The 13,041-nt window shown below is 60.2% G+C and carries 11 protein-coding genes; 10 read left to right on the top strand and 1 reads right to left on the bottom strand.

Annotated features, from left to right (window positions below):
* The first annotated feature begins 129 nt into the window (after nucleotides 1-129).
* From QZZ60_RS02740 to QZZ60_RS02695, 10 genes are all read left to right on the top strand, one after another.
* Nucleotides 130-708: a MarR family winged helix-turn-helix transcriptional regulator gene (locus QZZ60_RS02740; protein WP_367119401.1), complete on the top strand. Its 579-nt coding sequence runs from the start codon at nucleotides 130-132 to the stop codon at nucleotides 706-708.
* Nucleotides 701-2,353: an FAD-dependent oxidoreductase gene (locus QZZ60_RS02735; RefSeq protein ID WP_295637461.1), complete on the top strand. Its 1,653-nt coding sequence runs from the start codon at nucleotides 701-703 to the stop codon at nucleotides 2,351-2,353. Before QZZ60_RS02740 ends, QZZ60_RS02735 begins: the two co-directional genes overlap by 8 nt.
* The gene (locus tag QZZ60_RS02730) at nucleotides 2,350-4,059 is read left to right on the top strand and encodes an FAD-binding protein (protein ID WP_295637458.1); all 1,710 of its coding nucleotides are present in this window, start codon (nucleotides 2,350-2,352) and stop codon (nucleotides 4,057-4,059) included. The genes QZZ60_RS02735 and QZZ60_RS02730 overlap by 4 nt, the downstream gene beginning before the upstream one ends.
* A gap of 35 nt (nucleotides 4,060-4,094) precedes the next feature.
* Complete coding sequence (locus tag QZZ60_RS02725) at nucleotides 4,095-6,041, top strand: TRAP transporter fused permease subunit (RefSeq protein WP_295637456.1); 1,947 nt, start codon at nucleotides 4,095-4,097, stop codon at nucleotides 6,039-6,041.
* A 44-nt stretch (nucleotides 6,042-6,085) separates the two neighbouring features.
* Nucleotides 6,086-7,126: a TAXI family TRAP transporter solute-binding subunit gene (locus tag QZZ60_RS02720; RefSeq protein ID WP_295637453.1), complete on the top strand. Its 1,041-nt coding sequence runs from the start codon at nucleotides 6,086-6,088 to the stop codon at nucleotides 7,124-7,126.
* 50 nt (nucleotides 7,127-7,176) lie between these two features.
* Complete coding sequence (locus tag QZZ60_RS02715) at nucleotides 7,177-7,443, top strand: ferredoxin family protein (RefSeq protein ID WP_295637450.1); 267 nt, start codon at nucleotides 7,177-7,179, stop codon at nucleotides 7,441-7,443.
* On the top strand, nucleotides 7,430-9,106 hold the full coding sequence (locus tag QZZ60_RS02710; RefSeq protein ID WP_295637447.1) for an FAD-binding protein: 1,677 nt from the start codon (nucleotides 7,430-7,432) through the stop codon (nucleotides 9,104-9,106). Before QZZ60_RS02715 ends, QZZ60_RS02710 begins: the two co-directional genes overlap by 14 nt.
* Nucleotides 9,107-9,135: 29 nt before the next feature.
* The gene (locus tag QZZ60_RS02705; protein ID WP_295637444.1) at nucleotides 9,136-10,524 is read left to right on the top strand and encodes an MmgE/PrpD family protein; all 1,389 of its coding nucleotides are present in this window, start codon (nucleotides 9,136-9,138) and stop codon (nucleotides 10,522-10,524) included.
* A 74-nt stretch (nucleotides 10,525-10,598) separates the two neighbouring features.
* Nucleotides 10,599-11,669 (top strand): NAD/NADP octopine/nopaline dehydrogenase family protein, encoded by a 1,071-nt coding sequence (locus QZZ60_RS02700; protein WP_295637440.1) that lies wholly within the window; start codon nucleotides 10,599-10,601, stop codon nucleotides 11,667-11,669.
* Nucleotides 11,670-11,717: 48 nt separating this feature from the next.
* Nucleotides 11,718-12,431, top strand: coding sequence for an aspartate/glutamate racemase family protein (locus QZZ60_RS02695; RefSeq protein WP_295637439.1), 714 nt, complete (start codon nucleotides 11,718-11,720; stop codon nucleotides 12,429-12,431).
* A 150-nt stretch (nucleotides 12,432-12,581) separates the two neighbouring features.
* On the opposite strand, the gene QZZ60_RS02690 is transcribed toward QZZ60_RS02695, so the two are convergent.
* Complete coding sequence (locus QZZ60_RS02690; protein ID WP_295637434.1) at nucleotides 12,582-12,833, bottom strand: hypothetical protein; 252 nt, start codon at nucleotides 12,831-12,833, stop codon at nucleotides 12,582-12,584.
* Between the last annotated feature and the right edge of the window lie 208 nt (nucleotides 12,834-13,041).

Genomic DNA, 13,041 nt, shown 5'->3' with positions numbered 1-13,041 from the left:
ATTATATTTTTAAGTTGACACAATTCTTTATGTAATATTATTCTAATTATATAAAATATATGTAAATTACATATATGAGTTCACACATACAATTATATGTAAATTACATACATCTAAAAGGAGGAAAACATGATCATACCAGAGAACATACCTGTTTTCCCTATGTCGCAGCTGCACCATCTTATAACAACAATTACAAACAGAATAATGAAAATATCTGGATGTAATATAAATAGAATACAGTTTATCATTCTCCGTGAAATATACTCGAAAAGCGATCTCAGCCAAACGGCTCTCGCAAGACTCATCGGCATGGACAGGAACAATCTCTCCAGAATATGCACGGAACTTGAGAAACTCGATCTCATATGCCGCAAAGTGAGAACCAACGACAAGCGTCACTATACGCTGGAACTTACGGAATACGGAAGAAAGGTTTATCTCCGGGGCAATCATGCCATGGAGAACTACCGGATATTGACCCATGAAATGTACAGCACGGAAGAGTGGCAGAATTTCAAGAGCATGCTTCAGGAATTCTTCACGACTCTTGTCGGCATCATGGACATAGCGGACGAGGATCTCGTGCCCGACGCCTTTCTGCGCGGTCCGCTTGAGCTCGACGAAAAGAATTCCTCCCGGTGCCTCTCTTCCGAACAACCAGAACTAAGGACCGCAAACGCCGATCAAGGAGTGAACCATGATTAGTTCCATCGATCCCGCCAGATGCACGGGATGCGGGACCTGTTTCAAGTCCTGTCCGCTGGACGTGTTCAGACTCGACACGAATCAGCCGGAAGAGTCTCCCTGCATGGACGCCTGTCCTGCGGGAACGGACATACGGGGCTGCCATTACCTGCTGCAGAACGGCCGTGTGGAGGAGGCTCTCGCTCTTCTCAAGCGCACCATGCCCATTCCCGCCATGACCGGACGCGTATGCTTCCACCCCTGCGAATGCGCCTGCACGCGCACCGACGTGGACGCTGCCGTCAACATCAACGCGCTGGAGCAGTTTCTCGGAGATCTCGACCTTGCACAGTCTTCTCCGAGATTTCCCCGGCGTCACCTTTCTCCCGTTGCCGTAGTCGGTTCCGGTCCTGCCGGTCTCTCGGCGGCATGGTATCTGGCGGAGGAAGGCTATCCCGTCACAGTGTTCGAGTCCATGCCTGAACCCGGAGGAATGCTCCGCTACGGCATTCCCGCCTACCGCGTGCCCGATGACCTCATGGCAAGGCAGATACAAAAATTCCGCGACGCCGGCATAAGCTTCGTCTGCAACAGAAAAATTGCTGAAGGCGGACTCGACGCTCTGAAAAAGGAAGGCTTCCGCGCCGTGGTTCTGGCCATAGGAGCTTCGGAAGGAAGACATGCCGGTCTTGAAGGCGAAGAGGATACGGCCGGCGTGCTGACCGGACTTGACTTTCTTCGCTCCGTACGCATGAAGTCCGCCCCCGCCGTTTCAGAAAACAGCCGTGTCGTCGTGGTAGGCGGCGGCGACGTGGCCATGGATACCGCCGTGAGCGCCCTGCGTCTCGGAGCGAACAATGTGACCATCGTAAGTCTGGAAGCGGAAGACTCCCTGCCTGCCTTTCCCCACAACGTGGAGGAAACCCGCTCTCTGGGCATTGCCGTGCAAGGTTCCTGGGGGCCCTTCGGTCTTTCACGGGATGAGAACGGCAGGCTGAACGGACTTTTCTGCCGTCCCTGTCTTTCCGTCACCGACGATGCCGGCCGCTTTGCCCCGGTGTTCGATGAAAATCCCGCAGCCGTACGTCTGTTCCCGGCCGACATGGTCATTCTTGCCATTGGACAGCACAGCGACGTCGAGCCTTTTGCCCCGTGCCTGGATACGGAACGCGGACGCATCCGGGTGGATGCAGCCACGATGGAAAGCTCCCTCGAAGGCGTGTTCGCCGCAGGCGACGTAGTGAGCGGACCGGCCTCGGTAACTGCGGCCGTGGCCTCGGGCAGACGCGCGGCCATTTCCGTGCATCGCTTTCTCTCCGGTGCAGAACTCAACCGGCCCGTTCCCGAGCGCCCCGTGGCAACAGACATGCTCTCCAGGCTTGATCCCTCCAAAATAGCGCATGTCAGAAGAAACGACCGCAGGAAGAACGCCCTCTGCGGCTTTTCCGAATGCCGCCTGGGACTTTCTCTGGACGCCGCCATGGCCGAAGCCGGACGCTGCCTGACCTGCGGCGGCAGAGCGCGCATAGCCTACACGGACGACTGCATGACCTGCTACACCTGCGAAGTCCGCTGCCCGGCCGACGCCATCCATGTTCATCCCTTCAAGGAAAGACTGCCCCGCACTCTCGATACCGTGCGCCCGGTCACGGAGGACAACGCATGAAACTGACTCCCTGGATACTGAATGCCGACGTGCTCATCGTCGGCGGCGGATTTGCCGGAATGTGGGCGGCCAAGAAGGCCCGGGAACACGTGGAAGACGTGCTCGTCATCGACAAGGGACCGCGTGACTGGGGCGGACTCGGCAGCATGTGCGGCGGCGACATGATAGCCCGGCTGCCCGGGGACGACATCGACGCCATGCTCCGTGAGCTCGTCTACTACTACGACGGCCTTGTGGAACAGGACTTCATGGAAGAAATCCTGCGCCAGTCCACCGACCGCTTCCGTGATTACGAGGCACTCGGCCATCATTTTCGCCGTGACGACGAAGGCCATCTCATTCCCGTGCCGCAGCGCGGCCTTGCCAACATGAAGTCCTACCTTTCAGTGCCTCTCGGTTCCGGCGGCGCCAATCTCCGCCGCGAACTTCTGGGAGAAATGGACCGACTGAACGTTCGCCGCATGGGCAACATATACGTCACCGACCTGCTGGTGGAAGACGGCCGAGCCGTGGGAGCCGCCGGATTTCATACTTTGAGCGGCCGCCCCGTGGTATGCCGCGCCCGCGCCGTGGTGCTGGCCGCCAACATGGGCGGATGGAAGACCTCCTACCACATGAGCAGCTGCGCAGGCGACGGCGTTCCTCTGGCCTTCAACGCAGGTCTGCCGCTGCGCAACTTCGAATTCATCCGCGTATGGAACACGCCGAAGCTCTTTGCCTGGGAAGGCCAGACCAATCTGCTGCCCCACGGCGCGCGTTTCGTGAACAGACTGGGCGAAGACTTCATGAGCCGCTATGCTCCCACCCTCGGAGCCAAGGGCGATCCGCACTACAATGTCCGGGGCATGGCGCATGAAGTGGCTGCCGGCAGGGGCCCCATATACTTCGACACCAGCCGTATGCCGAAGGAAAGCGTAAGCGCTCTTCGTCCCAAGGCTGGCTGGGCGAAACTGCACGACACCAAGCTGCTCGAAATCGGCATAGACTTCTTCGGCAGGCCGCAGGAATGGATGCCGCAGGTGCTTACGTCCTACGGCGGCGTCATGTGCGGAAAGGACTGCTCCACGCCCGTGGAGGGACTTTATTCGGCCGGTCGCAGCTGCGGCATTGACGGCGGCGTGTACATGGGTGGCCTTTCCATGTGCCTTGTGGCCACCACGGGCTACATCGCCGGAGAAAACGCCGGACGATTCGCCCTCGAACACGAGGAAAGACCGCTCGACAAGGCCGACGTCCGGCAGAAGCTTGATGCGGCCCTCGCCCCTCTCGGCAGGGAAGGTCTGGCCCCCAAGGACGCCGTACGGCGCATACAGGAAATCATAAGTTCCTGTGACGTCTGCATTCTTAAAACGGCTCAGGGCCTGAAAAAGGGCCTGGAAAAACTGCGTGTCCTTCAACAGGAGGTACTTCCCTCTCTCGGCGCGCCCGACCCCCATTATCTCATGAAGGCCCGCGAAGCCGAGGCCATGGCCATGCTCACGGAGTTCACGCTGAATGCCTCGCTCATGCGCGAGGAATCCCGCGACGGCCATTTCCGTGCCGACTTTCCTCACCGCGACAACGAGCACTGGCTCTGCTGGATCGTCATACGAAACAAGGACGGTCAGGCCGAGTACACGACGAGAAAAGTTCCCCTGGAACGCTACAAGGTCCAGCCGGAACGCTACTACATGGACAATTTTCACTTCCCCACCGGTAACAACTGACAGGCACTTTTTTTCCGCGCCTCAAGGAGGCTACCATGGCAGAGAACAGCACCGCCGACGTCCAGTCCCAGAAGAAGTACGGCCCGGGCACTCCTCTCGGAGAGCGTCCCCTGCGCTTCAAGCTGGCCTTCATTCTGGGATCCGTCTGGACCATATACATCATACTCACCTTGCTCAAGGTATTCTTCACCCTCGGCATCATCATCTACCCCGTGGCCCATCGCGCCATATGTGCAGGAGCGCTGGTAAGTCTCGTACTGCTGGCCGTGCCGCCCAAAAAGGGCGCCGACATGGAGCGGCTGCACTGGTATGAAGCCGTCATGATCCTGTGGACGGCGGCAGCGTGTGCCTACATAGCCTGCAACTCCGACTCGCTCATCTATTCCTGGGGCGACGCCACCTGGTGGCAGATGCTGCTTGCCGGCGGCTTTTCCGTGGCCCTCATGGAAGCCGTGCGTCGCACCTCCGGTCTGGCACCCGTCATTTTGTCCGTGGGCTCCTTTTTCTACTTCGTGTACAGCGACCTGTTCCCGGGATTTCTCATGAGCACGGGCTTCACCTACGCCGGAGCCACGGGCTGGATGTTTCTGAGCGGCGAAGGCTACTGGGGCAGCATTGTCGGCACGGTCGCCTCCACCGTTCCGGGCTTCATTCTCTTCGGCTGCATCCTCACCGTCACCGGAGCAAGCGACTTCTTCAGCGATCTGGCCAGAGCCTGCCTTGGTGCGTACCGCGGCGGCCCCGCCAAGACGGCCGTACTCTCCAGCATGTTCTTCGGCTCCCTTTCCGGCTCCGTAGCCGCCAACGTGGCCACCACCGGGCAGATCACCATTCCCATGATGAAGAAGACGGGATTCCCCGCAGAACTGGCGGGCGCCGTGGAAGCCGTGGCCTCCACAGGCGGAATGTTCACTCCGCCCATCATGGGCGCGACGGCCTTCCTCATCGCCGACTTTCTCGGCGTCAGCTACTGGGCCGTGTGCGCTGCGGCCTTCCTGCCGGCAGTATTGTACTACGGCACGCTGCTCGTGCAGGCCGACATCGAGGCCATTCGGCTCTGCGCCGTGGGCGAACCCAGGGAAAATCTGCCCAAGGTACGCGACGTGCTGCGCGAAGGCTGGTACTATCTGCCCTCCTTCGGCGTGCTCATCATATGCATGGGCTTTCTCAAGTTCTCCGCAGAAACAAGCATAGTGTACACGCTCGTCGCCCTCGTCGTATGCACGGCCTTCTCCCGCAGGACCAGACTGAACTGGAAGCGTTTTCTCATCGTACTGGAAAACACGGCCATGGGCATGAACATGGTCATTCCGCTCAGCGTGGCCATAGGCATCCTTGTGGGCGCCATGACCGTGACCGGCACGGGACAGAATCTTTCCAACGAGCTGGGCTCCATCGCGGGCAACAACATCTATCTCATGCTTCTCATGGCAGGCGCGGCCTCCTTCGTGCTCGGCATGGGCATGTCGTCCATCGCCTGCTACCTGCTCACCGTGACCATGCTGGCTCCGGCCATCGTGGGAAGCGGCGTGGAACCTCTGGCCGTGCATATGTTCCTGTTCTACTACGGCGCGCTTTCCTTCATCACTCCGCCCGTGGCCATCGCCGCCTTCGTGGCGTCCGGCATATCCGGCGGCGATCCCACCAAGACGGGCGTTCTCGCCCTGCGCATGGGCATTGCCGGATTTCTCGTTCCATGGGCCTTCGTCGTATATCCCGCCCTGCTCTTCATAGGACCTCTGTGGGAGACGGCCCTCGTGTTTCTGGCCTCCTTCACGGGACTGCTCGCCATATCCGGCGCGTGGACGAAGTACCTGCTCGTGCCTCTCGCTCTGTGGGAAAGAATCGTGCTGGCCGCGGGCGGCATAGCCATATTCGTGCCGCTGCCGGACATCATCCAATATCCCGTTCTCGCCGCTCTCATCGCCTTCATGGGCTACCTCTTCTACCGGATGAAGACCGAAAAGGTCTGCGCCGTCTGACACAGCGTTTTCCCTCCGTCCAACCCTCTACCAAGGAGTCACGTATGAAAAGACGCACCTTCTCCATCATGCTCTGTTCACTGGCCGCGGCCGCGCTCAGCTTCGCTCCCGCCTGCGCTCTTGCCGACACCGCATGGCCGAAAAAGCTGGTCATTTCCGTTCCCGCCTCGGGCAACGTCATGCACATGGCCGTAACGGCCATGGCCAAGACCATTGAAAAGCATACTCCCGTGGAACGCGTCATCGTGCAGCCCATAGGCGGTCCCGCAAGCTGGCTGCCCAAGATGGAAAAGGGACAGGTGGACCTGGCCATGCATGCCGGTCCCGACACCGTGGAACTGCTGCAGGGCCTCGGCGTATGGAAGACGGAAACCGGCGCAAAGCCCTTCCTGCGCACCGTCATTCCCGGAGCCCGGGCCCTGTACGGATGCATCACCCTTCCCGACAAGGGCATCACGAAGTACTCCGATCTCAAGGGACGCGTCGTCACCATGCGTCAGCCCGGCAATCCTCTGTTCGACCGCGTGGGCCTCACCCTCCTCGCCAGCGCAGGTCTCAAGGAATCCGACCTCAAGGCAGCCCTCACCATGATAAACTTCCGCGAAATGACCAGCGACATCGTGGAAGGCCGCGTAGATGCCGCCCTCAGTACCGGTTCCGGCCCCTTCATGATGGAACTGGAGACCTCCGGCGGCGCCAACGTCTATGTGGAACCCTCCGAACAGGAGGCCGCGTATCTCATGGAACACCTGCCCACGGGATTCTTCATCGGCAGTCTGCCCGCCCATGCCCCCTACTTCAACAACACCTCGGCCATCGGCCGCGCCATCCTGTACCGCAACGGCATCTACGCACGGGCAGACATGGACCCCGAAGTGGCCTACGGCATCATCAAGGCCGTCGATGAAAACAGAAGCGAATGGGAAAACATCTCTCCCATCGCCGCCGACTTCGGCACCATCTATGAATATGCCCCCCCCTATCATGAAGGCGTGGTGCGCTACTATCGCGAAAAGGGTCTCTGGACCGGCAACGTGGTCACCCAGCACGAAAATCTCCTGAAGGCCATCGGCGCCGAAAAGTAGTTTTTCCCCGGGGGCGGGCCCCCGCCCCCGTACGAAACAAGGAGTCTTGTATGCCTCCCGTCATCTCTCCCGAGAAATGCCTGCGCTGCGGGCTGTGCGCAGACATATGTCCGCTGGAAGTTTTCGGATGCAGACCCGCACGAAACGAAATTCCCACGGTGAGATATCCCGACGAATGCTGGCACTGCAACGTGTGCGCACTCGACTGCCCCGCGGGAGCCATCACCCTGCGTCACCCCATAAGCCACATGATACTGCACGTGGATTCCCCCTTCCTGAAAAATTCAGAACAAGGAGGTGCTCATGCTGCCGATTAAGGAAATTCTCGATGCCGACGTCGTCATCGCAGGAGGCGGCATAGGCGGTCTCATGGCCGCCGTAGGCGCGGCGAAGGCCGGAGTCTCCACCATCGTTCTGGAAAAGGCCAACACCAAACGGAGCGGATCCGGCGCGGGCGGAAACGACCACTTTGCCTGCTACATTCCCGAGGTTCATGGCGATCTCGCCACAGCCAGGGATGCCATTCTGGGCAGTCTCGTGGGCGGAGATCAGGACCGCGACGTGCTCGACGCCTCCCTCATGCGCAGCAGGGAAGTGGTGGACATGTGGCACTCCTGGGGCATCAACATGAAGCCCAGAGGCGACTGGCTGTTCGAAGGCCACGCCTTTCCCGGCAGACCCCGTGCCTTCCTGAAGTATGACGGCAGCAATCAGAAGAAAGTGCTTACCTCACAGGCCCGCCAAGCCGGAGCCGTCATTGTCAATCATTCTCCCGTACTGGAGCTTCTGCCTGCGCAAGGCGGCATGGGCGGTGTTCTTGCCCTCGATACCAGCGAAGAAAAACCCGCCTTCCGCATCGTTCGGGCGAAGGCCGTCATTCTTGCCACAGGCAACCCCTGCCGGATATTCGTCTCCGCAAACACTCCCGGACTCATGTTCAACATCGGCGTGTGTCCCGCCTGCACAGGAGAATCCATCGCCCAGTTCTGGCGCATCGGAGGCGCGCTCGTAGGCATGGACCGGGGCTACAGGCACGCCGGTCCCCGCTACTCCTCCCGCTGCGGCAAGGCCACGTGGCTGGGCGTGTACCGATACCCCGACGGCACGCCCATAGGCCCCTTCACCACCGTGCCGAGCCGAGAAACCAGCGACATCACCGGCGACATCTGGAATTCCTCCTTCTCCGACCTCATGGTCAACGGCAGAGGCCCGGCCGTCATGGACTGCGGAGGAGCGAGCAAAGACGATCTCAAGCATATGCTCTGGGCCATGGGTTGCGAGGGGCTCACCGGCTTTCTTGCCCAGATGAAGCAGGAAGGCGTGGATCCCGGCCGTCACGGCGTGGTGTTCGGTCAGTACGAGCCTCACGGCATACGCGGCATAGAAATCGATCCCAGGACCGGAACGAACCTTCCCGGCGTATATGCCGTGGGCGATCATGTGGGCAATTTCCGTACCAACATCGGCGGAGCAGCCGTCTTCGGTCTCATCAGCGGTGAGCAGGCCGCCTCCTACGCCGCAAAAGTCTCCCCCTGTCCGGACGTGGAACATACCCCGTGGGCCCAGAAACGCATGGCCTACTACAGCGCCTTTGCCGCCCGCAGCAACGGAGCCACCTGGCAGGAGTGCAATCACGCCGTGCAGCAGATTCTTACCGATTTCGCCGCCCCCGGTCCGCACAAGGTACGTTCTGCAAGCCTGCTGGAATCGGGCCTCAAGTTCCTGGGCGACATGCGCCGCCGCGTGGACTCAGAACTGTGCACTCCCACGGCCCACGAACTCATGCGTGCCTCGGAAACCCTCGCCATCATGGACATGGGCGAAGTCATGATCCGTTGCGCGCTTGAGCGCAGGGAAAGCCGGGGCAACATGCAGCGTTCCGACTACCCCTTCACCAACCCCATGCTCAACGGTCAGTTCATCCGCATAGTCAACGGCAAAAACGGCCCGGAAATCTCCTGGCGTCCCATACACCGCTGAGCAGCAAAAAACAACACAAGGAGCCTCTCATGAGTCAGACCAAGGAACTTGCCGCCTACGGCGCGGCACTGCGTTACGAGGACATTCCCGCAGAAGTCCTGAACCGTGCGAAAAACCTGACGCTTCAGACGCTGGGCGTCTCTTTGGCCGCCCTTTCCTCCGACGTGGGAAGACGGGCCGTGGCCCTCGGCAAGGTCATGGGCCAGGGAGGCTCTGAAGCCACCATATGGGGCGACGGCTCCAAGGTGAACGCGGCCGCCGCAGGTCTTGCCAACGGCACTCTTGCCGACGCCCTCGACTGGGAAGACTGCAGCTGGACGGGCCATCCCTCGGCCTGTGCCGTGTCCACGGGCCTTGCCATGGGCGAACAGCTCGGCTCCTCCGGCAAAGATTATCTTCTTGGCCTCGTCACCGCCTATGAACTGTACGAGCGCATAGCCATGGCCGTGCAGCCCGGCCCGAACTTCGGCTGGATGACCAAAGGCTGGGGCCTCACGAGCTGGGTCATCTACGCCTCTTCCATCATGGGCGGAAAGCTCCTCGGCCTCGACAAGGAACAGATGGAAAACCTCATAGGCATCACGGGTGCGCTCACGCCCACCATCAACGTGCTCACCCACGTCACGCGCACGGACTACTATCACTTCCAGTGGGGCATGAACAGCATGAACGGCATAGCGGGCGCACATCTGGCCAAGGTGGGCATCAGCTCCCTGCCCGACTACCTCGACGGAGACAGCGGCTACTGGTGCACCATGACCGACGACTGCAAATGGGAGTGGTACACGAAGAATCTCGGCTCCCAGTGGATGATCATGGAAACCCTCATGAAGCACTGGCCCACCAACATGTGGATACAGCAGCCTCTGGACGGCATGGCCGAACTCATTGCCGAACACGGTCTCAAGCCTGCCGACATAGCTTCCATAACCATCAGTCCCGAAGTGGAATCCCGCTGGCACGTGCATCCCGACGGCTATCCTTCCGTGGTGGACGGCCAGTTCAGCATTCCCTACTGCGTCTCCGCCATGCTGCACCATCCCGCCCCCACGCAGGAATGGTATTCCGAAGCCTTCCGCCACGATCCCTCCGTCGTTGAGCTTTCCACCAGAATCCACTGCGAAGGCGAATACATGACTCTGCAGCAGTGCTTTGAAACCTTCCAGCGCGGCAGCTATCCGTTCTACGTGCTCAAGGTGGACACCGTGGACGGACGACATCTCGTCAAGGAAGTGCCTCTTCCCAAGGGCCATCCCAGAAACATGATGACCGACGAAGAGTTCATCGACCGCTTCCATCTGGCTGCGGGCCCCGTGATAGGGGAAGAAAAGGCCTCCCGCGTGGTGGACATGGTGCGTCATATGGAAGAGCTGGACAAGGTGGCCGACCTCGTCCGCGCCATGAACGTCAACGGCTGAAAAAACGCGGCGGGGTTCCCCGCCGCCTGCCGCCCCAAACGCCGCACGACGCTGCGGCATCATGGAGGAATGCTGTGAAGAACATCTGCGTTATCGGTGCGGGAGGCACAGGACAGTGCTTTGCCGCCGACATGGCCCTGGCCGGCCACAAGGTTTCCCTGTACGACGACAGGAAGGAACGGCTGGACGAAATACGCGCCGCAGGAGGCATCTGCCTGACCGGAGGCGGACGGACGGGAAAGGTGCTGCCCGACCTTTGCGACACTCCCGAACAGGCGCTTGAACATGCCGAACTTGTGGTCGTATGCGCCGTGGCGCACCGTCATGAAACACTCGCCAAACAATGCGCGCCCTTTCTGAAAGACGGCCAGACCGTATTCATCTCCGCAGGAGGCGGCGCTTCCCTGATGTTTGACCGGGCCATACGAAACGCCCGGGGACTCGACGGGAAAACGCCTCACGGCATGGTGCTCGGTGAACTGGAAGGCAATCTCTATCCCTGCCGCAGGCTCCGTCCCGCCCAGATATTCATGGCTTTTCCTCTGGCAAGACGAATGGTGGCGGCCTTCCCCGCCTGCAACACGCACAAGCTTCAGCAGGCGCTTGCGGGAGTGCTTGAAACCGACGCCGCAACCAATGTTCTGGAAACCGCGCTCAATTCCCCGAACGTGGTCATTCATCTCATGGGCTCTCTGCTCAATCTCGGAGCCATAGAACGTTCCGGCGGCGAGTACTGGCTGTACAAGACCGGCCTCACTCCCGGCGTGCTCACCATGCTGGAAGCCATGGACAAAGAGAAGACGGCCGTATTCAACGCCTGGGGCTGGACGGCGCGCTCCCCGCTGCCGCATATGCGCCGCGTGGCCCGTCAGGACTGCTTCCCGGAGCTTGACGCCTTCCGCTCCCTCATAGGCCCCACCAGCGCCGCTCATCGCTACATAAGCGAAGATGCCTCAACCTGCGTCTGTCTTCTTGCCGATGCCGGACGCGCTGCCGGACTCGACATGCCTCTCGCTTCCGGTCTGCTGGCTCTGGCCTCGGCTCTTCACGGCAGAAACTACGCCGACGAAGGTCGCACCCTGAAGGCGCTGGGCCTCGGCGGCATGAACCTGCAGTCCGTGACCAAGCGACTGCTCGGTCGATGAATTCCCTTCCCTCATCATGCCGCGGCATCATGCCGCAAGGAGCTTCCCATGTATTCCTGGAGAGCACACATCGGTCTTCTGGCCCCCGGCTCGGGACCGAACATGGAAATGGACTTTCACCGCTTCCTTCCCGCAGGCGTGGCCGTGGCCACTTCCCGCCTGCCCTTCACCATTCCTACGCCGGAAGGGCTCAGGGACATGGTGAGTCACATAGAACAGGTCTGTGAAGTGTACAAGCGCTACAAGCACGACGTCATCATGTTCGGCTGCACGTCCGGCAGTCTCATAGACGGCTTCGGCTTCGACAAGCGACTCATCGCCCGCATGGAGGAAATCACCGGAGATCCGTGTCTCACCACGTCAACCGCCGTTCTTGAGGCCTTTGCCGCCCTCGGCGTTTCTCACCCCGTGGTCATCACTCCCTATCCCGACGACACCAACGAAGCGGAAAAGGAGTTTCTCGAAAGCAACGGACTTTTTGTGACGCACATCACCGGCATGGAAAACGACTACGTCAATCAGTCCATCACGGACATAGAGCCCAACTACGTCTTTCAGAAAGTCAAGCAGCTTCCGCGTGAAGGCGCGGACTGCCTGTTCATAAGCTGCACGGGACTCAACGTGCTCGACATCATTCCCATTCTGGAATGCGACTGGGAAATGCCCGTGATCACGAGCAACCAGGCCACGCTCTGGGCCTGCCTGCGCCACAGCGGCGTCAAGGACAAGATCCCAGCACTCGGCAGGCTGTTCCAGCTCTGATCTCACGTTCTGCCATCCCCTCCCCAAGCAGGGCGCCGGAGTTTTTCCCCCCCCCGACTCCGACGCCTTCCCATGCCCCGCTCCGCAACGGCCGTGCGGACTGCGGGGCTTTTTTAGGGACGCCTGAAAAAACGCTTTTTCCCTTCATGACTACCGTTGACGATGACGATCGTCCTCATCCCGCTCGTTCTCCTCCCATTCGTCCTCGTCATCCTCGTCCCGTTCATCCTCGTCCCGTTCATCCTCATCGGCCTCCCATTCATCCTCGTTCTCATCGGCGCAGGCCGAGGCCCAGTGAGAGGACGACACGAGACGGGAGGACGAAACGACCGCTTCGCCGAGCACGAGAACGGAGGCAGACAGCAGCATGGTCATGATAAGAGAAAAAAGCTTGCGGGTCATGATTTCCTCACAGATAGAACATGATGTCTTGCCTCCAGTCTATGGCTCGTTCGTTGCCCTGTCGTGACAGCGGCGCAAAAAAAACAAAGTTCCCGGGACTGCCGCCCCGCTCTGCCCCGTCGTTGCGCCCTTCTCCCGACCTGCCTTTTTGTCGCTCGGCCTTTCCCCGAATCCGTCCGTTCCCGTCGATCCGCCCCTTGTCGGCGGC

This window comes from uncultured Mailhella sp., assembly GCF_905187505.1.
Classification (GTDB): domain Bacteria; phylum Desulfobacterota; class Desulfovibrionia; order Desulfovibrionales; family Desulfovibrionaceae; genus Mailhella.
Note: the sequence above shows the minus strand (reverse complement) of the source record. Positions and strands in the feature narration are given on the sequence as shown.

Excerpts from the sequence above, each read along its gene's own strand:
- QZZ60_RS02740 (WP_367119401.1), top strand. The coding sequence starts at position 130 with ATGATCATACCAGAGAACATACCTGTTTTCCCTATGTCGCAGCTGCAC.
- QZZ60_RS02695 (WP_295637439.1), top strand. The coding sequence starts at position 11,718 with ATGTATTCCTGGAGAGCACACATCGGTCTTCTGGCCCCCGGCTCGGGA.
- QZZ60_RS02735 (WP_295637461.1), top strand. The coding sequence starts at position 701 with ATGATTAGTTCCATCGATCCCGCCAGATGCACGGGATGCGGGACCTGT.
- QZZ60_RS02720 (WP_295637453.1), top strand. The coding sequence starts at position 6,086 with ATGAAAAGACGCACCTTCTCCATCATGCTCTGTTCACTGGCCGCGGCC.
- QZZ60_RS02690 (WP_295637434.1), bottom strand. The coding sequence starts at position 12,833 with ATGACCCGCAAGCTTTTTTCTCTTATCATGACCATGCTGCTGTCTGCC.
- QZZ60_RS02715 (WP_295637450.1), top strand. The coding sequence starts at position 7,177 with ATGCCTCCCGTCATCTCTCCCGAGAAATGCCTGCGCTGCGGGCTGTGC.
- QZZ60_RS02725 (WP_295637456.1), top strand. The coding sequence starts at position 4,095 with ATGGCAGAGAACAGCACCGCCGACGTCCAGTCCCAGAAGAAGTACGGC.
- QZZ60_RS02730 (WP_295637458.1), top strand. The coding sequence starts at position 2,350 with ATGAAACTGACTCCCTGGATACTGAATGCCGACGTGCTCATCGTCGGC.
- QZZ60_RS02710 (WP_295637447.1), top strand. The coding sequence starts at position 7,430 with ATGCTGCCGATTAAGGAAATTCTCGATGCCGACGTCGTCATCGCAGGA.
- QZZ60_RS02705 (WP_295637444.1), top strand. The coding sequence starts at position 9,136 with ATGAGTCAGACCAAGGAACTTGCCGCCTACGGCGCGGCACTGCGTTAC.